Below are 21,360 nucleotides of genomic sequence, written 5' to 3'. Positions count from 1 at the left end.
AATGGCGTGAATATCAATCTAACCATCATTGGTCAGGCCATCGCTTTCTTTATTTTTGTTGTTTTCTGCATGAAATTTGTATGGCCTCCAATTACGGCCGCACTAGCAGAGCGCAAAAAGAAGATTGCAGAAGGTCTGGACGCTGCTGATCGTGCTGAGCGTGATTTACAGTTGGCTCAAGAAAAAGCAACTGAAAATATGCGTAAAGGCAAAGAAGAAGCAGCCGCCATCATTGAACAGGCCAACAAGCGGGCTAACCAGATCATCGAAGAAGCTAAAGAGAAAGCTGTTGAAGAAGCAGGTCGTGTTAAAGCGGCAGCAACAGCTGAACTAGAACAAGAAGTTAACCAAGCACGTGAAGCATTACGTGGCCAGGTTGCTACTCTAGCCCTAGCAGGCGCAGAGAAAATTCTAGAAGCATCTATTGATGAAAAGGCACATGCACAGCTTGTTGAAAAACTGGCCGCTGAGCTTTAAAGCGAGGTTTAACGATGGCTGAAGTCAACACTGTCGCTCGGCCTTATACCAAAGCTGCTTTTGAGTATGCAATGGATAAGGGTAACCTTGATCAGTGGTCCGCTACACTTTCATTAGCTGCAGCTGCAGCTAATGATGAAAAGGTAGCGAGTGTACTGAGTAACCCTGCTCTTACAAACACACAAAAAGCTGACGTTATGGTTAGCATTTGTGAAGATGCAGATGAGGCGGGTAAGAATTTCCTTAAGCTTCTAGCTGGGAACAAACGTTTGGCATTATTGCCTGAGATTTCTGCGCAGTTTAATAAACTGAAAGCGAATCAAGAAAAGTCACTAGATATTGAAGTGACAACGGCGTTTGAACTGCTAGATGAACAGCAGGAAAAACTTGCACAGGCACTGAAAACCAAACTAGGTCGTGATGTAACACTGACCTCTCAAATAGATAAATCTATTTTGGGTGGTGTAGTAGTTCGTACAGACGATTTAGTGATCGACGGCTCCGTTCGTGCTCGACTTGCGAAATTGGCCGAAGCGATGAATTCCTGAGGGGAATAAAGCATGCAGCAACTGAATCCTTCTGAGATCAGTGAGATTCTCAAGAAGCGCATTGAAAACATCGATGTGACTTCAGAAGCCCGTAATGAGGGCACTGTAGTTAGCGTTTCCGATGGTATCATTACGATCCACGGACTTGCTGACGTAATGTACGGGGAAATGATCGAATTTCCTGGCGGTATCTATGGTATGGCTCTTAACCTTGAGCGTGATTCCGTAGGTGCTGTTGTATTGGGCGACTACCAGAACCTAGTAGAGGGTGCGACTGCACGTTGTACTGGTCGTATTTTGGAAGTGCCAATTGGTCCGGAACTGCAGGGTCGCGTAGTCGACGCTCTGGGTAACCCGATCGATGGTAAAGGTCCAATCGAAACTAAATTAACTGACGCTGTAGAAAAGGTTGCACCTGGTGTAATCGAACGTCAGGGTGTTGATCAGCCAGTACAGACTGGTCTGAAAGCAATCGATTCCATGGTGCCAGTTGGCCGTGGTCAGCGTGAGCTGATCATTGGTGACCGCCAGATTGGTAAATCTGCGATTGCTATCGACGCTATCATCAACCAGAAAAATACAGGCGTTAAATGTATTTACGTAGCCGTAGGCCAGAAACAGTCTACTATCGCTAACGTTGTACGTAAGCTTGAAGAGCACGGCGCAATGGATCACACCATTGTTGTTGCTGCCGGTGCCGCTGATCCTGCAGCAATGCAGTTCTTGGCTCCTTATGCTGGTTGTACAATGGGTGAATACTTCCGTGACCGTGGTGAAGACGCTCTGATCGTATACGATGACCTGACTAAACAGGCATGGGCTTACCGTCAGATCTCTCTATTGTTACGTCGTCCGCCAGGACGTGAAGCATACCCAGGTGACGTATTCTACTTGCATTCTCGTCTACTAGAGCGTGCTTCGCGTGTTAACGCTGACTACGTTGAGAAATTCACCAATGGTGAAGTTAAAGGCCAGACTGGTTCTTTAACATCTCTACCTGTAATCGAAACACAGGGCGGTGACGTTTCTGCGTTCGTACCAACAAACGTAATCTCCATCACTGATGGTCAGATCTTCCTAGAATCTGATCTATTCAACTCAGGTGTACGTCCTGCGATCAACGCGGGTCTATCGGTATCTCGAGTAGGTGGTGCAGCTCAGACTAAAATCATCAAGAAGCTAGGTGGCGGTGTTCGTCTAGCATTGGCTCAGTACCGTGAGCTAGCAGCGTTCGCACAGTTCGCTTCTGACCTTGATGATGCGACTCGTGCTCAACTTGAGCATGGTCAGGCTGTAACTGAGCTTATGAAGCAGAAACAGTACTCACCAATGTCAATTGCTGACATGGGTTTGAGCTTGTTCGCTGCTAACGAAGGTTACCTATCTGGTGTGGAATTGAACAAGATTCTAGACTTTGAAGCTGCATTGATCTCTTTCTTCAACAGCGAATATGCTGATCTGATGACTGATATCAATAAGTCTGGCGCATACTCTGATGAGATCGCTGCACAGTTCAAAGCTGGTATTGAAAAGTTCAAGTCTACCCAAACTTGGTAAGAGCTCGTTACGAGTGAGTGATCTGCATGATGTTATTCATGCAGATCTAACACTAAGTCAAGGTTAATAGGCGGAACTATGGCAGTCGGAAAAGAGATTAAGACAAAGATTGCGAGTGTGCAGAGCACGAGGAAGATTACCAGTGCCATGGAAATGGTTGCTGCTTCTAAGATGCGTAAAGCACAGGATCGCATGGAGTCATCTCGGCCGTACGCCCGGAGTATCCGTGGTGTAATTCAGCACCTAGCCGGGTCTAATCCTGAGTACAAACATCTGTACATGCAGGAGAGAGAGACTAAACGCGTTGGTTTCATTGTTGTTGCAACCGACCGTGGCTTGTGTGGTGGTTTGAACGTGAATGCGTTCAAAGCAGCTGTTAAAAGCATGAAAGAGTTTCATGACCAAAATATCGAAATTGATATTTGTTCACTAGGCAGCAAATCCGCAACGTTCTTTAAGAACTATGGCGGAAACGTAGTTGCTGCTAAAACCCATTTAGGTGATGCGCCAGAAGTCGCTGACCTAATTGGTGCTGTGAAGGTCGTGCTTGATGCTTACGATGAAGGAAAACTGGATAAAGTGTTCATTGTATCTAACGAATTCGTTAATACGATGACCCAGTCACCTAACATCGAACAGGTGCTTCCACTTAAGGCAGAAGATGACGATGAACGTCTCAATCATCATTGGGATTACTTGTACGAACCAGATGCTAGAGAGCTTTTGAATGGCTTACTGGTACGTTACGTTGAGTCCTTGGTCTATCAGGCCGTGGTTGAGAACAATGCCTGTGAGCAGGCAGCACGAATGCTAGCAATGAAGAATGCAACTGATAATGCTGGCGATATGATTAACGAGCTTGAAATGATTTATAACAAAGCTCGTCAAGCGGCGATTACTCAGGAAATATCTGAGATCGTTAGTGGTGCTGCGGCTGTTTAATGCAGTAAACAGGTTCAATTTTAAGAGGATCCGAACATGAGTAGCGGAACTATTGTTCAGATTATCGGCGCTGTAGTAGACGTGGAATTCCCACGTGACTCAGTACCGAAGATTTATGACGCGTTGACAGTCGGAAAAACCGGCTTGACACTAGAAGTTCAGCAGCAGCTGGGTGATGGTGTAGTACGTGCGATTGCAATGGGACAAACCGAAGGCGTAAGCCGCGGCTGGGAAGTATCGAACACTAATGCACCAATTTCTGTACCTGTAGGTACAGCGACGCTTGGTCGTATTATGGACGTACTGGGTAACCCAATTGATGAATGTGGCGCTATTGGTGAAGAGACGCGTATGCCGATCCACCGTAAAGCCCCTTCATACGAAGAGCAGTCAGCTTCTAACGATCTTTTGGAAACAGGTATCAAGGTTATTGACTTGGTTTGCCCGTTTGCGAAAGGTGGTAAAGTTGGTTTGTTTGGTGGTGCCGGTGTAGGTAAAACAGTAAACATGATGGAGCTGATCCGTAACATCGCGATCGAGCACTCAGGTTTCTCTGTATTTGCGGGCGTAGGTGAGCGTACTCGTGAGGGTAACGACTTCTACTATGAGATGAAAGAATCCAACGTATTGGATAAAGTATCTCTAGTATACGGCCAGATGAATGAGCCTCCAGGTAACCGTCTACGCGTAGCGTTGACTGGTCTTACTATGGCGGAAGCGTTCCGTGACGAAGGTCGTGACGTACTGTTGTTCGTAGACAACATCTACCGTTACACCCTTGCGGGAACTGAGGTATCTGCACTGCTAGGCCGTATGCCTTCAGCGGTAGGTTACCAGCCAACACTAGCGGAAGAGATGGGTGTTCTTCAGGAACGTATCACTTCTACTAAGACTGGTTCTATCACATCTATCCAGGCTGTATATGTACCTGCGGATGACTTGACTGACCCATCTCCAGCGACAACCTTCTCACATCTTGATGCGACTGTTGTATTGTCTCGTCAGATTGCAGAATTGGGTATCTACCCAGCGGTTGACCCACTGGATTCAACGTCACGTCAGCTTGATCCATTGGTTATCGGCCAGGAGCATTACGATATTGCTCGTCAGGTACAGGGTGTTCTTCAGCGTTATAAAGAGCTGAAAGATATCATTGCTATCTTGGGTATGGATGAGTTGTCTGAAGAAGACAAACAGGTTGTAACGCGTGCTCGTAAGATCCAGCGTTTCCTATCTCAGCCATTCTTCGTTGCTGAAGTATTCACTGGTTCTCCAGGTAAGTACGTATCTCTTAAAGATACAATCAGTGGCTTTAAAGGCATCCTTGAAGGACAGTACGACGACCTACCAGAACAAGCGTTCTACATGGTTGGCGGTATGGACGAAGCGATCGAAAAAGCTAAAAGCATGTAAATGCGTTTAGCTAACCTTTACGAGGTATAAATATGGCTATGACTGTTCATTGCGACATCGTTAGTGCTGAGAATGAAATTTTCTCAGGCCTGATCGAATTCGTATCCGTAACAGGTAGCCTGGGTGACTTGGGTGTTTACCCAGGTCACGCTCCGCTTCTGACGGAACTGAAACCAGGACCTGTCGAATTACGTAAACAGGGTGGCGAACAGGATATTTTTTATATATCCGGTGGCTTTTTTGAGGTTCAACCTCATAAGGTAATCATTCTTGCAGATACAGCTCTGCATGCTGGTGACCTGAACGAAGCCGCAGCGCAAGAAGCTCAGAAACATGCTGAACAGGCAATGGCTAATAGAACTTCCGAGTTCGAATACTCGAAAGCCGCTACACAGCTTGCCGAAGCAGCAGCTCAGCTTCGTACTCTACAAGAGATTCGTAAAAAGCTGGGTCGTTAAGATCTCTTTTTACAATCTACAAGTCAAAAGGCAACCCTCGGGTTGCCTTTTTCGTTTGTGAGAGATCTGTCCCCAAGAGCGATTATACCTAAGGTTGCATCAGCACAGAGTTGGCCTTCTAGAGTAATCGCCACAAGGTATCAAAGATGATTTTCTGTGCAGTCGCTACTTCCGCTGAATTAATCACTACAGCGGTTGGATAGTTGTCAGAAGCAAGTGAGATAATTGCACATTTAGGTGGGTAGATAGCTATATAGGCAGCATCAACTTTCCCTTCAGTTTTTATCCATTTACGTTCTGATAACTCCGCATCCTCCCCACCATCTCCTATAGCTATCACTTGTACGCTAATACCACGTTGTATGCGTTGATTTGTGAAGTTTGGGAAGGGTCGATAGAGGTGCTTCCTAATCGGCTTAGAGGAGAAGACTGAGTAGCTATCTCGCTCTGAGTTGGTCACTGAGCTGAGGATATCTTTTAACACATGTTCAATACCATTATCCCCCTCATAAAATTGAACATTGGCGGTGTTAAAATCGGGTTTAAGGTGTTGTAGTTCAGGAATGATGCTTTGTTTTAGCGTATCTATAGCGCGTTCAATACCTGAACGACGCTCTTCTGCTAACTGCAATAAATAATCAGGATCTACTGGAGAAAATAATCGTCTTCTTCCTTTAGGTAAATAGGTAACGATCCCTTTTCCCTGCATCTCTTTAAGGCTTTCATATGTACTACCACGATTAATGCCAGATTTATCAGCAATTGATCTGATAGAACTTGCTCCAAGTGATAGAAGAGCTTTATAAATCGCTATTTCACGTGGGGTTAGGCCAAGTAATTCAAATATTTCATTATTCATAATTGTCATAAAATTTGTGACAAAAGGGATTGTGTGAAACTATTATTACTTTAAAGTTAAGCGATAATAAAGTAGTAATTATCAATAAGGCGCTAGCCACAAGGAAAGTTGGACATTATGTCAGTTGACGTTGTCATTTTAGCTGCAGGTCAGGGCAGCCGTATGAAATCAAACCTGCCGAAAGTGCTTCATAAAGTAGGCGGTAAAGCGATGGTGCAGCATGTGATTGATGCAGCATCAAAAATGAAAGATGTGATCACCCATGTGGTCATCGGCCATGGGGCAGAACTGCTACGAGAATCCTTGGCAGGACAAACCCTTAATTTTGCATTACAAGCTGAGCAGAAAGGTACGGGCCATGCGGTTGCTCAAGCAATGCCTTCTGTTGCTGAAGATAGCGTTGTTCTTGTTCTTTATGGTGATGTTCCCTTAACTCAACCGGCAACAATGAATCAGATGGTTGAGTTAGCTAAACAAGATAATTTTGCATTACTTACGGTTAACCTTAATGATCCTACAGGCTACGGACGTATTGTTCGCAATGGAGAAGGTTCTGTTACTGCGATTGTTGAGCATAAAGATGCGACAGCGGAACAACATCTAATAAAAGAAGTGAATACTGGTATTTTAGCGGTTAAAAGTCGCTATCTTCGAGAATGGTTGCCGAAATTATCATCAGAAAATGCCCAAGGCGAATATTATCTAACGGATATTATTGCGATGGCTGCAGAGCAAGGTCTAGTTATTAAAACTATTCAGCCGGACGCCGAAGAGGAAGTTCAGGGGGTTAATAACCGTATCCAGTTGGCTGAGTTAGAACGCTGGTATCAGTTACAACAAGCTGAACAGTTGATGTTATCGGGCGCCACTTTAGCCGACCCTAAACGTATAGATGTGAGGGGCAATGTAAATTGTGGCCAAGATATCATTTTGGATATCAATATCGTTTTTGAAGGCGAAGTGACGCTAGGCGATCAGGTTGTTATTGAACCAAACTGTTTTTTGAAAAACTGTACTATTGGTAAAGGTTCTTACATAAAAGCAAATACAGTGATTGAAGGTGCTATTGTTGGTGAATCCTGTGATATAGGTCCTTTTGCGCGTTTACGTCCAGGAACTTTATTAGCGAATAATGCCAAAGTGGGTAACTTTGTCGAAACTAAAAAAGCAATTGTTGGCGAAGGTTCTAAGATCAACCATCTCTCTTACATTGGTGACGCAATCTTAGGTGATAACGTCAATATTGGTGCTGGTACGATTACTTGTAATTATGATGGCGTCAACAAATCGACGACAGAGATCGCTGATAATGCTTTTATCGGATCTAACACCGCACTAGTGGCACCGGTTAAGATCGGTAAGATGTCGACTATAGGCGCTGGATCAACGATTAGCCGAGATGTTGAAGAGGATGAGCTAGCGCTTACGCGGGCTAAACAAATATCCTTCAATAACTGGAAGCGTCCTACAAAATTGAATAAAGAGAACTAAATTATGTGTGGAATAGTAGGCGCCGTCGCTGCACGTCCTGTCCAGAATATATTGATTGAAGGCTTACGTCGGCTTGAATACCGTGGTTATGATTCTGCAGGTATTGCCCTTCATACAGAGGGTGAAATTAAACGTTGTCGTCGCAATGGTAAAGTGCAGTCTTTGGCAGATGCCCTATCTGAGAACCCGTTGATTGGAACAACCGGTATTGCGCATACCCGTTGGGCGACTCACGGAGTACCCCATGAGCGTAATGCGCATCCGCATATGTCAGCCGATATTTTGGCGGTTGTACATAATGGTATTATCGAGAACTTTGAAGTACTAAAAGAAGGGTTGCAGGAAAAAGGTTATACCTTTACCTCGGATACCGATACAGAAGTAATTGCTCACTTACTCGCAGAGTATTTAAAAACAGAACCTTGTTTACAACGTGCTGTCGCTCATATTATTACGAAATTAGAGGGTGCATATGCATTAGGTGTGATTCATAAAGATGCGCCTGATCAGCTTGTTACCGCCCGTAAAGGTAGCCCTTTAGTCATTGGTGTAGGTATAGGTGAAAACTTTATCGCATCAGATCAACTGGCATTATTGCCGGTAACTGACCGTTTTATGTTTTTGGAAGATGGTGATGTAGCTGTTTTAACCGCGTCTGATATCGAGGTATACGACTCTAGTAATAAGGTTGTTACGCGTGAAGTAAGTCAGTTTGAGCATGGGATTAGTGCGGCAGATAAAGGTGAATTTAAGCATTACATGCTTAAAGAGATCTATGAGCAACCGTCTGTTATCAAAGCCTGTATGGAAGGTCGTATTAGTGGTGATAGATTATTAGAGCAATGTTTCGGTGCTAAAGCGGCGACTATATTTGATCAAGTAAAACAGGTTCAAATCATTGCCTGTGGTACTAGTTTCCATGCTGGCATTATTGCTAAGTACTGGATCGAAGAGTTTGTTGGTATTCCCTGCATGATCGAAGTGGCCAGTGAATATCGTTATCGCCCGGTTGTTATTCCGCCCGGAACCTTATTTTTAACGATCTCCCAATCAGGAGAAACCGCAGATACACTAGCTGCATTGAGAGAAGTTCAATCGCGTGTGTTAGCCTCTTTAGTTATCTGTAATGTTCCCGGAAGTTCTTTAGTACGCGAATCAGATCTATGCTTAATGACCAATGCGGGCCCTGAAATTGGGGTAGCATCAACTAAAGCGTTTACGACTCAGTTAGTGGCGTTAATGCTGACCACTATAGCCTTAGGCCGTCGTAATGATCTTACAGCTGAAGTGGAAGCTAAAATTATTCGTGCTTTAAAAGCGTTACCTGAACAGGTTGAACAAGCGCTTGCGATGGATAAAGATATTGAAGAGATGGCGCAATCTTTTGCTGAGAAGCATCATGCTCTGTTTTTAGGTCGAGGCACTTTATATCCAATTGCAAAGGAAGGGGCGCTTAAACTTAAAGAGATCTCCTATATCCATGCAGAATCATACCCAGCAGGTGAGCTTAAACATGGGCCTCTCGCGTTGGTAGATAAAGATATGCCTGTCGTTGCAGTGGCGCCTCAAAACGACATGCTTGATAAGCTAAAAGCAAATCTACAGGAAGTGAAGGCGCGCGGTGGTCAGCTATTTGTTTTTGCTGGTTCTGATCGAGTGCAGGCAGAAGATGCTACTCATGTGCTTACAATGCCTGATTGTGATGAGATTATGCAGCCAGTGCTGTATACCATTCCTCTTCAGCTGCTTTCCTACCATGTGGCAGTATTAAAAGGCACTGATGTAGATCAGCCACGAAATTTAGCTAAGTCAGTTACAGTCGAATAGCTGTCCATGAGCCACTACAATTCGCATCAATTGTAGTGGCTATCTATTCCTTTTTCTTTTTAATTTAAGTGTCACTGTATAGCGCATACTAATAGTGTGGGTACTTAACTATGTCTTTTGTCGATAGAGCATTAATTGGGCAGTGGATAGACAGTGATCCATTGTTTAAGCGTTTAATCGCGACTCAGCCTAGCTTCTGGCTTAATGATCAATTGATCCCTTTCTTTCAAGCTAAATCCAATCTGCCTTTAAGGGTAGAAGATATTGATGATGCGGCTAGCAGGCTTACTCGTTTTGCTCCGTTTATAGCCCTGTGTTTTCCTGAAACTCGAGAACATGGGGGACTGATTGAGTCGCCGCTGCGTAAAATTTCTCAATTCCAAGGTCGACTAGAGCAAGAGTATGGCTTACCTATTTTAGGTCAGCTTTATTTGAAATGTGATAGCGAGTTGCCCATATCAGGATCGATAAAAGCGCGCGGTGGTATCTATGAAGTACTTAAATATGCTGAAACAACGGCCCTAGCATCAGGCCTGTTAAAGGAAGAGGAGTGTTACAGTAAATTAGCCTCCCCGGAGTTAATCGCCTTATTCAATCAGTATCAAATCGTGGTTGGCTCTACCGGCAATTTAGGGTTAAGCATAGGGATTATGGGCGCGGCTTTAGGTTTTAAGGTGAGCGTTCATATGTCGGCTGATGCACGAGAATGGAAGAAAAGCCTATTGCGAAGTAAAGGTGTTGAGGTTATTGAATATGAAGAGGATTACAGTAAAGCGGTAGAAGAGGGACGTAAGCAAGCACTGCAAACGGAGAACTGCCATTTCGTCGATGATGAAAACTCGAAGGACCTTTTTCTTGGTTATAGTGCTGCTGCTGAACGGCTTAAAAAGCAGCTGGATGATAGCAATATACTTGTTGATGTTGAGCACCCTCTGTTTGTTTATCTACCTTGTGGTGTGGGTGGTGGGCCAGGAGGTGTAGCTTTCGGTTTAAAGCAGCAGTTCGGTGATAATGTACACTGTTTCTTTGCTGAACCTACCCATTCACCTTGTATGCTCTTAGGGATGTATACAGGTTTACAGGATCAAATTAGTGTTCAAGATATAGGTATTGATAACAAAACTTGCGCTGATGGTTTGGCGGTTGGCAGAGCATCAGGGTTTGTCGGCAAACTTATGTCACCTTTATTGAGCGGTATTTATACGGTTGAGGATAGCGAGCTTTATCGATTATTAGCGTTGCTAAAGGATGAAGAAGCTATAGGGCTTGAGCCCTCTGCGTTAGCGGGAGCGCCTGGCGTTATGCGTTTATTCAAGCAGTACAGTTACCTTGAGCAGCATCAGTTAGTGGGTAAGATGAAGCAAGCAACTCATATAATATGGGCTACGGGCGGGAGTATGGTTCCGGAAGAGGAGCTGCAGGAATATTATCGTCTAGGTAAAGATGTATAGCTCTAATAAAAAAGGCTGCCATTGGCAGCCTTTTTTAATTCAATAAACTGTTAAGTGTAATTAGCAGGGCTATAACCCCCCTCGACACCTTTAGAGGCTAAAGCAACTGCATCGTGGGCGTGTAAGCTTTCGAAATGCTCCACTTTTAGCCAGAAATCGGAGTACTGAGTCTGACTATTAAGCGCTTGCTTAAGACGGCGGGCAGAATCTTCACAGAACATCAGGTTATGTCCATTTAAACGGGCAAACTCTTGTTCATCGGCACGTTTAACAGCTGTCTGCACAGGTGTTTTTAATGCTCCTTCAACTAGATCAATAAGATCTGTTAATGGGAAAGCACCCATCTCTTTATTTAGCTTAACCCAAGCGGTTGCTTGGCTACGCTGACTATGAGGTGTTGCAAAGGAGCCTTTCTCAGATAGTAGCCACTTCTCTACATCTTCAATATTCAGTGCGCCTTTATCTGAAAAATCAGCGGTAAAGGCTTGTTGTAGCAACTGTCGAGATAGGGCAGCAGAACATGGGCAGGTTGAGGAGTATGGTACTCGAGTTGCAAGTTCTAATACTACATCATTGCCTGTAAGTGTTGCTCTTAGCGTTGTTGAGTAGTTTTTCCAACCGCTGTTATCGCTTTTTAGTGCATCTCTTTTAATTAAGAAATCAAACTCAAAGTTTAGAAACACTTGAGTGCTGATATCGTGGTGGCTATCGAGCAGGTGCGATAAAAACTCAGTTAAGGCAGGTACATTCAGCGTTTGGTTCTCAAAAAAGTTGCTTAACGCTAAGTAGAGACGTGACATATGAATACCTTTAACTTTGGGATTAACCAAGTTAACGTAAGTATTTACACGTGCTTCAATGTTATTGACGCCAAGTTTATTGTCTTCGAACTGCAATGGGACGGTAATCCCATTCATGCCCACCCAGTCTAGAGAACCATGGATCTCTGGATTTTGATTACTGGTTACATCAGGCAAATTGGTCATGAATCGGATCTTCCACTTTTTGGTTGCAACAATCAGAGCTTATATATTGAATTTATTAATTCGGCTAAATAAAACCAATTAGGTAGGTCTAAGTTGGTTTGTTCTGCGTTTTATCTGTTATAGATAATTACATGAGGGCACTTTCCTGAGAAAACAAGTATCTCTAGGGAAAATACAGAAAGCAGAACTTTATTTATTAAGGATCTTGAATTTAATATTTTCGTACAACTCTAGTCTTAAAGTATTAATAAATACGAAGAGCGACGTACCATACATCTACCCTAAGGGGTTTTGCAAATATCAGAAGAGAAAATCAATGAATTAAGCGCTTTATCGCTGAAAAAGACAGAAGTTGAAGGTTTTTGACAATAAATTACTACATTTTGCAGGGGTATTACTTGATTCAGAAAGCCGACTTCTACATTGTATAGAGAAAATTATTGATTGAACTATTGATTTAGTTATAACGTCATATGCATAAATATAAAGCCCTTGGGGGCTTACTGCTATGTCCATAGGAGGCCGATAGCATGAATGATCCTGTTACTAACTTTGCAATCAACTTTATTGCATTTGTTGGTATTGTCTTTTTGGTTTTGTTTGCAATTGTTGTAGTTGTTGCTTTGGTTCTTTATCAGATTGATAAACACCAGACGACGCAAACTATCCGTAGAAATTATCCATTGATTGGCCGCTTTCGCTATATTTTTGAACATATTGGCGAGTTTTTCCGTCAATATTTCTTTGCGATGGATCGTGAGGAGATGCCGTTTAATAGAGCGCAGCGATCGTGGGTGTATAGAGCAGCGAAAAATGTCGATAGTACTATCGCGTTTGGTTCGACTCGTGATTTAAGGATCCCTGGTACTTATTACTTTCTGAACTGTGCTTTCCCTATGCTTCAGGAAGATGCTGTTCAGACCGAAAGTCTGCGCATAGGGCCTTATTGTGATAAACCTTATGATGCTCCCTCCTTCTTTAATATTTCTGGTATGAGCTACGGGGCTATGTCTAAACCTGCTGTACAAGCACTCGCCAAAGGAGCAAAAAAAGCGGGTTGCTGGATGAATACAGGTGAAGGTGGGTTGTCCTCATTCCATCTTGATTCGGGCTGCGACATTGTTTATCAGATAGGCACTGCTAAATATGGTTTACGTGACAGCCATGGGAAGCTTTCGGAAGAGAAGTTAAAGGAAAAAGCCGAGCTTCAGCAGGTTAAGATGTTTGAAATTAAACTTAGTCAGGGAGCTAAACCCGGTAAAGGGGGAATTCTTCCAGGCGGGAAGGTCACCGCAGAAATTGCTGCGGTGCGTGGTATTCCTGTTGGTGAAGATTCAATAAGCCCTAACCGTCATCCCGATGTTGCTTCAATTTCTGATCTGTTAGATATGGTTGAGCGTATTCGTCGTGTGACCGGTAAGCCTTGTGGCTTTAAAATGGTCTTAGGTGATACTGAGTGGTTGGATGAGTTTTGTGAAGCCATATTAGAACGAGGCTTAGAATCTGCACCGGATTTTATTACTTTAGACAGTGCTGATGGGGGGACTGGGGCTGCACCTATGCCTTTAATGGATAGCGTAGGTTTACCCTTACGGGAAAGTTTGCCTATATTGGTGAATAAGCTGATGGCCCATGATTTGCGGGATCGTATCCGTGTTATTGCTTCAGGTAAATTAATCAACCCAACCGATGTCGCTGCTGCTTTATGTATGGGTGCTGATTTTGTGGTGACAGGGCGTGGTTTTATGTTTGCCTTAGGTTGTATACAAGCGTTGCAGTGTAACAAGAATACTTGTCCTACAGGTATTACAACTCATGATCCAGATTTGCAACGAGGCTTAGTGCCTGAAGTGAAAGCGGACCGTGTAGCTAATTATCACAATCATCTTGTACACGAAGTAGAGATCATCGCGCACTCATGTGGTGTAACTGAACCACGCAAGCTTAAACGCAAGCATTGTGCGATTGTTGTTGAAGGCAGCCGATCTATACCCCTGAATATTCTCTATCCAGAGTATTAAGTAGCTAGAGGTAAGCGAAGCGTTAACGAAATACGCCAGTTCAAAGAACTGGCGTATTAAATTCTATTAACTTCCAAACCAACACTCATCAATATGTGCAGCAAGCTCTTTCTCTTCAAAACGTTGTTCAATCGCACGGCGTGCTTTTAATGCTCGCCTTGAGGCTAGTTTTTTACGAGATAGCTTTTCCTCTTCTTCAAAACCTACCAATAGGTCGAAGACTTCGGTTTGTACTTCATTCAGGTTTTCGGTATTTCTCAACATAATAGCTCCTGATCTTATCCTAACGGTCAGAAGGCCCATCGGTCGGTATTATTTACGTACCGCAATGAGGGGCACTAGTGATTGAGCATGAGATATTGATGGATCTCAAACCCTGTTTAAAAACAACCTTGAACTAGTTTTATTATAGCTGACGCTAAATTTCAAATAGTTTTAGGCTGAACCGCACATCTAAAGAGACGGCTCATAATAAAAATAGGTTGTTTCAGGGAGATGAAGGAAAGATGTAAGAAAGGTGAAAAAATGGGATATAAGCAACGTTATATCCCACGGAGTCGTGCTATTTAGTCATTATCTTTCGCTTTCAGGAAAGTTCGATGGTTTCCGTAGAAGAGGCCGTTTGTCATTTTGGCGTAACGAGCGCAGGCTGCGTTTAATCGTTTTTAGGTGGTCAACTAAGCCAGGGCCCAGTTTCATGGCCACACCTACAGCCAGGACGTCAATGACAACCAAATGTAATACCCGTGATGACATCAAGGTACTTAGGTCTTTATCTTCTTCTAAATCAATATGGATCGAAATAGTTGATGCCTCTGCAAGCGGCGTGTTACTTGGGCAAAGGGATATAACCGTCGTTCCTGTATCTTTGACTAAGTTGACGGTATGTAGCAGATCTTTTGTTCGGCCCGTTTGTGAAATTGCGACCACTACATCTCGTTCATCAAGGGAGACGGCAGAGATTGCTTGCATATGAGGATCTGAATAAGAGGTGCTAGATACCTTTAAGCGGTGAAACTTGTGAGCAGCATCTGTACATACAGGTGCTGATGCGCCAAAGCCGTAAAACTCAACTCGGCGTGCTTTTGTTAGGCTATTTATTGCAGATTCTACCGTTTCTGTATCGAGCTGCTCTTTAATATTAAGGAGATTGCCGATCATGGAATCAAAGATTTTTTCTTTGAACTCCATCACTGTATCTTTGGTATTCAGTGAAAACTGCTCGTAATTGGTATTACTCGCTAAGCCTTGAGCTAAGGTTAGCTTAAAATCCTGAAAGCCATCGTAGTTGAGTGCACGGCAAAAACGGACAACAGTAGGTTCACTGACATTCGCTTCTGAAGCCAAATCAACAATACGCATATGGATAACCTCATTCGGGTTGCCCAGTACAAAGTCTGCGACTTTCTGCTCAGATTTTCTTAAGCTTCCATGCGCTTCGGCAATCGACTTAAGCAGATTAAACGAACTCAACTAAACACCTCACTGTCTATCAAGATAAAACCCCTTTCTAAAGTATAACAAGCTTATACATAACAGATCATCTTTTACTGATAATTGTCTCATTTATAAGGTTAAGTCATTTTTTTGTTTATAAATAATAATTTGAATATGAGCACGGTTTTCGGTGGATTTTATAGCTACAGAATTTGTCTCTTTTTACTTAGTCTAACTAAGTGGAGAATAGAATTATTGGTAGGGTCATATTACGCTGCAAATAATCATAAAATCGGTACAATACACACTTTCCCATAGATCTGGTGATTTACATGTCCGAACCGCGTGTTGATAAAGAGTTTTACGATCTTAAAGATTGGCAACTAGCTGCTTATTGTGCCGCGATGTCTGAGCGTATGTTTCCTAACTTTGCATTGTTTGCTCGTTTGATGGAGTTTGGCGAGTTAGCCAAAATGCGTCAGATTCTTGATGGGGTGTGGGATCACCTCAACAATAGCGGTGCGAAAATGAACTTTGACGTTCAGTTGGATAATGTTGAAGCCAACATGCCCGATCTTGATAAGTTCGATATGTATGGGGCATCACCAGCACTTGACGCTATTGTTGCGTTATTTTCCACATTGAATACAGTGCTTTCTGCTGATGCTGGAGAAGTATTAAATGTCTCCAATATGTCTCGTGAGTCCGTAGCAACATTTATAGAGATGAATGCGGATGATCAAATCTCAGATGAAGAGCTGGTACGTTATATCAATACCCATGATCTTATGGTCCAAGAAGATGACTTTCATGCGGATATTATCGAGATCCTACAGGATGACCTTCCTCGTAGAGAAGCACTTGCAGAGCTAAGAGAGCTGGCACATAACGGCGGCTATAGTAATTTGGGTATATGCGATAGCGAGTAATTGATGTTAAAAATAGGTCTAGTACTTCTTGTGCTCCCCGCACTTATTCTGATGACAGTATTTTTTATAGATCAGTCCACCGTTGATGCCTGTATTAAACAAGGGGGATCATATAATTATCAAATTAGTGAATGTGATCTTCAGGAAAAGCATCCATTTATTCCTTTAATGGTTCGCTACCCTATGCTCGTCAATGGCATGATGTTGTTATCAGTTATTGGATTGCTTTTATGTATGAAAGGCCTTTTATGGCGCCCTCAAAAAGGATTTAAAAATGATTAAAAAGTTAGTTTGGGGCCTTATACTGTTGATTGTTCTAGGTATATTTGGTGCATGGTTAACACAGGATTATTGGTTGCCTGAGTGGAATCAAGAACTAGCGGAAGAAACGCAGTTGTTTCAAGAGCAAGGGATCGCTTTTGGTAAAGAGAATGATCAACAAGCGTGTTTAGAACAAACATTGAGCAGTTTTGATCGCTGTTCTGGCTTTGCTTGTACCGTTAAGCACGGGAAATTTTTAAATGCCTGTTTAAAGCATGCGGCACCGAGTCCTGATTTTTGTAAAGATGTACCCGCATACAATGAAAAACGTTCAGACGATGATAAAACTTGGGCCAGAGAAAGTTGTTGGGGGCGAGATATTCGAGGGGAAGGTTGTCGATTATTAATGAGGCAGCAGCAATTCTTTTGCTCAACGCAACCACAATAAATATATAAAGCGAACCATAGGGTTCGCTTTTTTTTGCTTATTAATTTACAAAGTTTCTTTTCTCTATTAAGTTAAATAGCTGTTTAGAAATGCTTTATTTGCTTGTCTGTCTAAAAGCTGTACAGTGTAGTAAGGGCGCATAAGACGTCATTAAAATAATAAAGAGATAATGGATGGGGCTGGTAGAAGCATAGCAGCTCGGGCGAAACAACGTTGTACTATTGGTATTGCGTACTTATGGTAGTAGAAAATTTCAATATCAGTGCAGCGGATGCACTAAGTTATAATTCTGCAGTCTTAATTAAGCCATCTCAGCATAAATTTAATGTTGGGCTTACCTATAATAGTGCCTGCGGTTTTACCTATACCATTTCAGCCTATCGAGCTATTCACTATGATGTGAACCGACCCTCTTTTACTACTAGGATAGGGGGCTAGAATGCAGATTGGTTCCATAGGTTTTCCTGAAGACCAGCGAATAAAGCTGGAAAAAATATTCAAACTTTCCAAACAAACACGCTATATCCTTGTTGATCCTGATTTTAATAACCTACCTGATTTAATGCTGGTATTCGGTTTTAATCTAAATGACCATCCTGAGCTTTTAAATCTTCCTTCTAACTATCACTCACGATTGATTTTAGTCGGTCGCGGTCGACCCGCCGATAAAAGTTATGCATACCTTGGTTATCCACTTGTCTCTTCACGTGTTTTACGAACACTAGATAAGATGACAAGTGAAAATGAGGATATGGAATGTCCCGTTGTCGAAACGGTTGAAGAGAACAAATTCAGCAAGTATGAAAATGTGGAGACTGAAGCTGAAGAGCTTTCTTCCACTCGGAATGGTTTTCAAGTGTTGGTTGTTGATGACAATGAAATTATGCAGCAAGCGTTAGACTCAGAACTGCAACAGCTATCCTTGCCAGTCAATGTCCACTTTGCAGCAACAGGCGAAGAGGCTTTAGAAAAAGTCGCAAATAATTCTTATGATTTTATCTTTCTGGATGTAGTAATGCCGGGTATTGATGGTTTTGAAACCTGTGCAGAAATGAGAAAACATTCAGAATTAAAGAAAACCCCAATCATTATGTTGACATCTAAAACCTCACCTATGGATGAGGTTAAAGGAATCATGTCCGGTTGTTCCACCTATTTAACCAAGCCGATAGAGCATGAAGAGTTCCAAAAGGTGATCAGCAGGGTATCGAATTGGGTTGATGAGTTTCAAAAAGCTTAATGATATTGGAGACAGTCAGTGAAAAAAGTTCTTGTAGTTGAAGATGATCCTGTTCAACAGAAGCACATATGTACAGTGTTGGCAGGTTGTGGTGTTGAGGTCATTGTTGCCAGTGATGGTAAGCAGGGCTTAGATAAGGCAAAAAACGAAAAACCAGATTTGATCTTTATGGATATAGTAATGCCTGAGATGGATGGTTTCTCTGCTTGTCGGCAGATCACTACAGATGAGGCCACTAAGAATATTCCTGTTGTGCTTGTTTCGAGTAAAAAAGAGGAAGCCGATAAGGTTTGGGCTCAACTTCAAGGTGCTTCAGCAATGGTTTCTAAACCCTTTTCGGATGAAGACCTGCTTGCGCAGATTAATGCACTGACTTAACAGAGTGGAATGATGGATACTCAGCAAACCAGTATTGATCAAGAAAGTAGTTCCGAGTTTCATCAAATCAGGCATGGATTTGAAGTGGGTAGTTGCCCACTTTTAATATCTGAACAGACACGAGCTGAGGTTGTAAAGTCCCCAGCGATTTGTGCTGTTCCGTCAACGCCGGATTGGTTTTCAGGTTTTATCAATCACCGCGGAGAAACGGTGCCAGTGTATGACCTGAATAAATATTTACGGGTATTAGATGAAGAGGAAGATGCTCAAGATTGGGTTTTGCTGATAGATGACCATCCCAATACGGTAGGAGTATTTTTAAAGTCTCCGCCGCAAAGCGTGGCAGACCCTGAATTGCTAGATGAGGTTGCCGTAGGGCTACCGGAAATCATTGAAAAAGCGATACGTCATGTTTACCGCGATAAAAATAATAAATGGTTTGAAATTGATCATCGTCTTTTGTTTCTAGCCTTAAAAAAACAGTTCTAAAAAGTACGGAGAGTTAGATCTATGCAATCGTTTTGGGAGTTTAAGAACGTACGGATACCGATTAAGTTTGCCATTGCGTTGGCATTACTGTGCGCGGGCTTGATCTTTATGAGTGCTTCTTACTATCAGACAATCGTTCTGCAAGAAAAAGCACAGGCACGTTCACAGCAGTTGAATGACTTCCTACTTTTAGTTAGTCGTATTCAAGCCAATGTTTCTGAAGCGCGTTATCAGGAGAAAAGTTTCCAAGCTGAAAAAGAGATGAACCAGCTAACCATGTATAACGACATCATGGGAACGGTTGATGCAGATATTCTCAGCTTAAAATCTTACTTACGTACAGATGAAGATAAAGCCCTTGTTGAGCAATTCCAGACCATTATAGATCAGTACCAAGATACTTTTTACGACGCTTCAGAAGCGAGTATGGAGATTGGTTTAAGTAAAGAGGCTGGGCTCTCCCAAGATATAAGGACACTTATCTGGCAGACTGAGCCTCTAATTTTATGGCTTGAGCGTAGTTGGATTAGGGAAGAGCTGAGTACTTTAAGTGCCAATCTAGATGAGTTTGTTGCGAATGATGGGCAGACGGTTAGCGCGTCTGAAATCAGTAAGAACTTAGTCCGTCTGAAAAACCAAATCGAAGCAACGACCCTTCGTTCTGCTACTCAGCGTGCCTCGTCTGAAAACCGAAAAATTGCAGTCGATAACATGGTCCAGATTGAAGAGCTGTTTGCTCAACTGGCCGATTCTGTAGAACGTAAACATACTCAATATACACAGCTTCAAACGATTATCGCTAAACTTGCTCCCAAAATTGATGAAGTAACCGAGTTAGCTGCTGAATATAAAGTTCAGAATGACAACTTGCAGCTAGATGATATGAAAGAGATGGCAACATACTTCTTCATCTCAATGGGTTTGATGATCACAGCATTAGCGGTATCAATGTCGATCGTAAAATATGGTGTAATTGATCCACTGCGTAAAATACAGAATGCGATTGACCGTGTACGTAAAGGCGAAGTGGATGCTCGAAGTGAACTAGATAGTAAAGATGAGCTTGGTCAGCTATCTGTTGTATTGGATAGCATGCTCGAAGAGAAAGAGAATGCGCTGCAAGTTAAAGAGGCAGAAAACAAACGCCTAAACGCCTCAATTATCTCTTTGATCCAAAACGTATTCCAAATCTCTCAACGAGACCTAACGGTTCGAGTACCTGTAGCTGAAGATGTGACGGGTGCGATATCTGACTCCGTTAACCAGTTGGTTGAGTCGATTGAATCGGTACTGCTCGAAGTTAATGTAGTTTCCGGCCGTGTAAACACCGCCTCCGCACAGGTTAAATCGCAGTCCGAAACGGTCCTTAGCTATGCGGAGCGAGAGAAAGAGGAGATCGGTGAAACGTTGGATGGTCTTGATTCAGCCATTAAAGCGATGGAGTTAATCTCTAAGCTAGCGGTGATTTCAAACAACGCCTCTCAGAAAGCGATTAAAACATCAGAAACCGCTATGGATTCTGTATCTCAAACAATCGATAGTATCAATAAAATACGTCAGACCATCCATGAGGCGGAAAAACGTATCAAACGACTAGGTGAACGTTCGCAAGAGATCGGCGGTATCGTAAACCTGATCAACAACATCTCAGAACGTACCCATGTGCTGTCCCTGAATGCGAGTATGCACGCGGCATCGGCTGGTGAAGCAGGTCGAGGCTTGATGGTGGTGGTAGATGAGGTACAGCGTTTATCTGAGAACTCCCGTGAAGCAACCTCTGAAATTGAATCCCTAGTAAACAACATTCAGTTAGAGACTGCGGACACTATCAATGTAATCAACAATGTAATCAGTGACGTTGTTGAAGGTACACGTCTTGCCGAGGAAGCGGGTGAGCGTATGGGTGAAACACGATCCACTACACAAACCTTGGTTGACTCTGTTGTGCGTATTGCACACAGCTCAGTTAAGCAGGCGAAAGTGGCAGAGGAGCTTCGTGAACGTGCGACAAGCATTAATGAAACTACCCAAGCGACGAATGCTGAGATGCGCCAGCAGGCTGAACTGTCTGATGAATTGGTAGATGCGGCCCAAGAACTGCAGAAATCAATCAGTGTATTTAAATTGGCCACGACTGAACACTAATAG

21 protein-coding genes are annotated in these 21,360 nt (G+C 42.9%); 17 read left to right on the top strand and 4 right to left on the bottom strand.

Going from position 1 to position 21,360, the window contains the following annotated elements; genetic code table 11:
• Window positions 1-6: 6 nt before the first annotated feature.
• The 6 genes from Q4486_RS07695 (at window position 7) to Q4486_RS07670 (ending at window position 5,395) form a co-directional block, all read left to right on the top strand.
• On the top strand, window positions 7-477 hold the full coding sequence (locus Q4486_RS07695; RefSeq protein WP_303417426.1) for a F0F1 ATP synthase subunit B: 471 nt from the start codon (window positions 7-9) through the stop codon (window positions 475-477).
• Window positions 478-491: 14 nt separating this feature from the next.
• The gene (locus Q4486_RS07690) at window positions 492-1,025 is read left to right on the top strand and encodes a F0F1 ATP synthase subunit delta (RefSeq protein ID WP_303417427.1); all 534 of its coding nucleotides are present in this window, start codon (window positions 492-494) and stop codon (window positions 1,023-1,025) included.
• 12 nt (window positions 1,026-1,037) lie between these two features.
• Window positions 1,038-2,582, top strand: coding sequence for a F0F1 ATP synthase subunit alpha (gene atpA, locus Q4486_RS07685; protein ID WP_303518963.1), 1,545 nt, complete (start codon window positions 1,038-1,040; stop codon window positions 2,580-2,582).
• Between the two features lie 78 nt (window positions 2,583-2,660).
• Window positions 2,661-3,524: a F0F1 ATP synthase subunit gamma gene (gene atpG / locus Q4486_RS07680; RefSeq protein WP_067988106.1), complete on the top strand. Its 864-nt coding sequence runs from the start codon at window positions 2,661-2,663 to the stop codon at window positions 3,522-3,524.
• A 36-nt stretch (window positions 3,525-3,560) separates the two neighbouring features.
• Complete coding sequence (gene atpD / locus Q4486_RS07675; protein ID WP_067988102.1) at window positions 3,561-4,937, top strand: F0F1 ATP synthase subunit beta; 1,377 nt, start codon at window positions 3,561-3,563, stop codon at window positions 4,935-4,937.
• Window positions 4,938-4,969: 32 nt separating this feature from the next.
• Window positions 4,970-5,395, top strand: coding sequence for a F0F1 ATP synthase subunit epsilon (locus Q4486_RS07670; RefSeq protein WP_067988099.1), 426 nt, complete (start codon window positions 4,970-4,972; stop codon window positions 5,393-5,395).
• Between the two features lie 118 nt (window positions 5,396-5,513).
• Here Q4486_RS07670 and Q4486_RS07665 read toward each other — a convergent pair whose 3' ends face one another.
• A complete protein-coding gene (locus Q4486_RS07665; RefSeq protein WP_303417436.1) occupies window positions 5,514-6,254 on the bottom strand; it encodes a TrmB family transcriptional regulator in 741 nt (246 codons plus the stop codon).
• Between the two features lie 117 nt (window positions 6,255-6,371).
• Here Q4486_RS07665 and glmU point away from each other — a divergent pair, with 117 nt between their 5' ends.
• The 3 genes from glmU to Q4486_RS07650 all read left to right on the top strand — a co-directional run bounded on the left by glmU (window position 6,372) and on the right by Q4486_RS07650 (window position 11,023).
• Entirely contained in the window at window positions 6,372-7,745 is a 1,374-nt protein-coding gene (gene glmU, locus Q4486_RS07660; protein WP_303417438.1) for a bifunctional UDP-N-acetylglucosamine diphosphorylase/glucosamine-1-phosphate N-acetyltransferase GlmU, read from the top strand.
• A gap of 3 nt (window positions 7,746-7,748) precedes the next feature.
• Window positions 7,749-9,572 carry a glutamine--fructose-6-phosphate transaminase (isomerizing) gene (gene glmS / locus Q4486_RS07655; protein WP_303518960.1) on the top strand — a complete coding sequence of 608 codons (1,824 nt, stop codon included), beginning with the start codon at window positions 7,749-7,751 and terminating at the stop codon, window positions 9,570-9,572.
• A gap of 110 nt (window positions 9,573-9,682) precedes the next feature.
• Window positions 9,683-11,023, top strand: a complete 1,341-nt coding sequence (locus Q4486_RS07650) for a D-serine ammonia-lyase (RefSeq protein WP_303518958.1) — start codon at window positions 9,683-9,685, stop codon at window positions 11,021-11,023.
• A 50-nt stretch (window positions 11,024-11,073) separates the two neighbouring features.
• Here the strand turns inward: Q4486_RS07650 and folE2 are convergent, their stop codons facing one another.
• Window positions 11,074-12,009, bottom strand: a complete 936-nt coding sequence (folE2, locus tag Q4486_RS07645) for a GTP cyclohydrolase FolE2 (RefSeq protein WP_067867962.1) — start codon at window positions 12,007-12,009, stop codon at window positions 11,074-11,076.
• A gap of 530 nt (window positions 12,010-12,539) precedes the next feature.
• On the opposite strand from folE2, the gene Q4486_RS07640 reads away from it, so the two are divergent.
• Window positions 12,540-14,030, top strand: a complete 1,491-nt coding sequence (locus tag Q4486_RS07640; protein ID WP_303417445.1) for an FMN-binding glutamate synthase family protein — start codon at window positions 12,540-12,542, stop codon at window positions 14,028-14,030.
• Window positions 14,031-14,096: 66 nt separating this feature from the next.
• On the opposite strand, the gene Q4486_RS07635 is transcribed toward Q4486_RS07640, so the two are convergent.
• A complete protein-coding gene (locus tag Q4486_RS07635; RefSeq protein WP_303417448.1) occupies window positions 14,097-14,294 on the bottom strand; it encodes a PA3496 family putative envelope integrity protein in 198 nt (65 codons plus the stop codon).
• Window positions 14,295-14,603: 309 nt separating this feature from the next.
• Window positions 14,604-15,503, bottom strand: a complete 900-nt coding sequence (locus Q4486_RS07630; protein WP_303417450.1) for an SIS domain-containing protein — start codon at window positions 15,501-15,503, stop codon at window positions 14,604-14,606.
• Window positions 15,504-15,799: 296 nt separating this feature from the next.
• Here Q4486_RS07630 and Q4486_RS07625 point away from each other — a divergent pair, with 296 nt between their 5' ends.
• The 7 genes from Q4486_RS07625 to Q4486_RS07595 all read left to right on the top strand — a co-directional run bounded on the left by Q4486_RS07625 (window position 15,800) and on the right by Q4486_RS07595 (window position 21,357).
• Window positions 15,800-16,396, top strand: a complete 597-nt coding sequence (locus tag Q4486_RS07625) for a YjaG family protein (protein ID WP_303417452.1) — start codon at window positions 15,800-15,802, stop codon at window positions 16,394-16,396.
• A 3-nt stretch (window positions 16,397-16,399) separates the two neighbouring features.
• The gene (locus tag Q4486_RS07620) at window positions 16,400-16,678 is read left to right on the top strand and encodes a hypothetical protein (RefSeq protein WP_303417453.1); all 279 of its coding nucleotides are present in this window, start codon (window positions 16,400-16,402) and stop codon (window positions 16,676-16,678) included.
• The gene (locus tag Q4486_RS07615) at window positions 16,671-17,105 is read left to right on the top strand and encodes a hypothetical protein (protein WP_303417455.1); all 435 of its coding nucleotides are present in this window, start codon (window positions 16,671-16,673) and stop codon (window positions 17,103-17,105) included. The genes Q4486_RS07620 and Q4486_RS07615 overlap by 8 nt, the downstream gene beginning before the upstream one ends.
• A gap of 439 nt (window positions 17,106-17,544) precedes the next feature.
• Complete coding sequence (locus tag Q4486_RS07610; protein ID WP_303417457.1) at window positions 17,545-18,345, top strand: PleD family two-component system response regulator; 801 nt, start codon at window positions 17,545-17,547, stop codon at window positions 18,343-18,345.
• Window positions 18,346-18,363: 18 nt separating this feature from the next.
• Window positions 18,364-18,723 (top strand): PleD family two-component system response regulator, encoded by a 360-nt coding sequence (locus Q4486_RS07605; RefSeq protein WP_067867992.1) that lies wholly within the window; start codon window positions 18,364-18,366, stop codon window positions 18,721-18,723.
• 9 nt (window positions 18,724-18,732) lie between these two features.
• Complete coding sequence (locus tag Q4486_RS07600) at window positions 18,733-19,212, top strand: chemotaxis protein CheW (protein ID WP_303417460.1); 480 nt, start codon at window positions 18,733-18,735, stop codon at window positions 19,210-19,212.
• A 21-nt stretch (window positions 19,213-19,233) separates the two neighbouring features.
• On the top strand, window positions 19,234-21,357 hold the full coding sequence (locus Q4486_RS07595; RefSeq protein ID WP_303417462.1) for a methyl-accepting chemotaxis protein: 2,124 nt from the start codon (window positions 19,234-19,236) through the stop codon (window positions 21,355-21,357).
• Window positions 21,358-21,360: the final 3 nt, after the last annotated feature.

The organism is Neptuniibacter sp. 2_MG-2023, from assembly GCF_030547495.1.
Lineage (GTDB): Bacteria > Pseudomonadota > Gammaproteobacteria > Pseudomonadales > Balneatricaceae > Neptuniibacter.
This window is presented reverse-complemented; position numbering and strand designations above follow the sequence as displayed.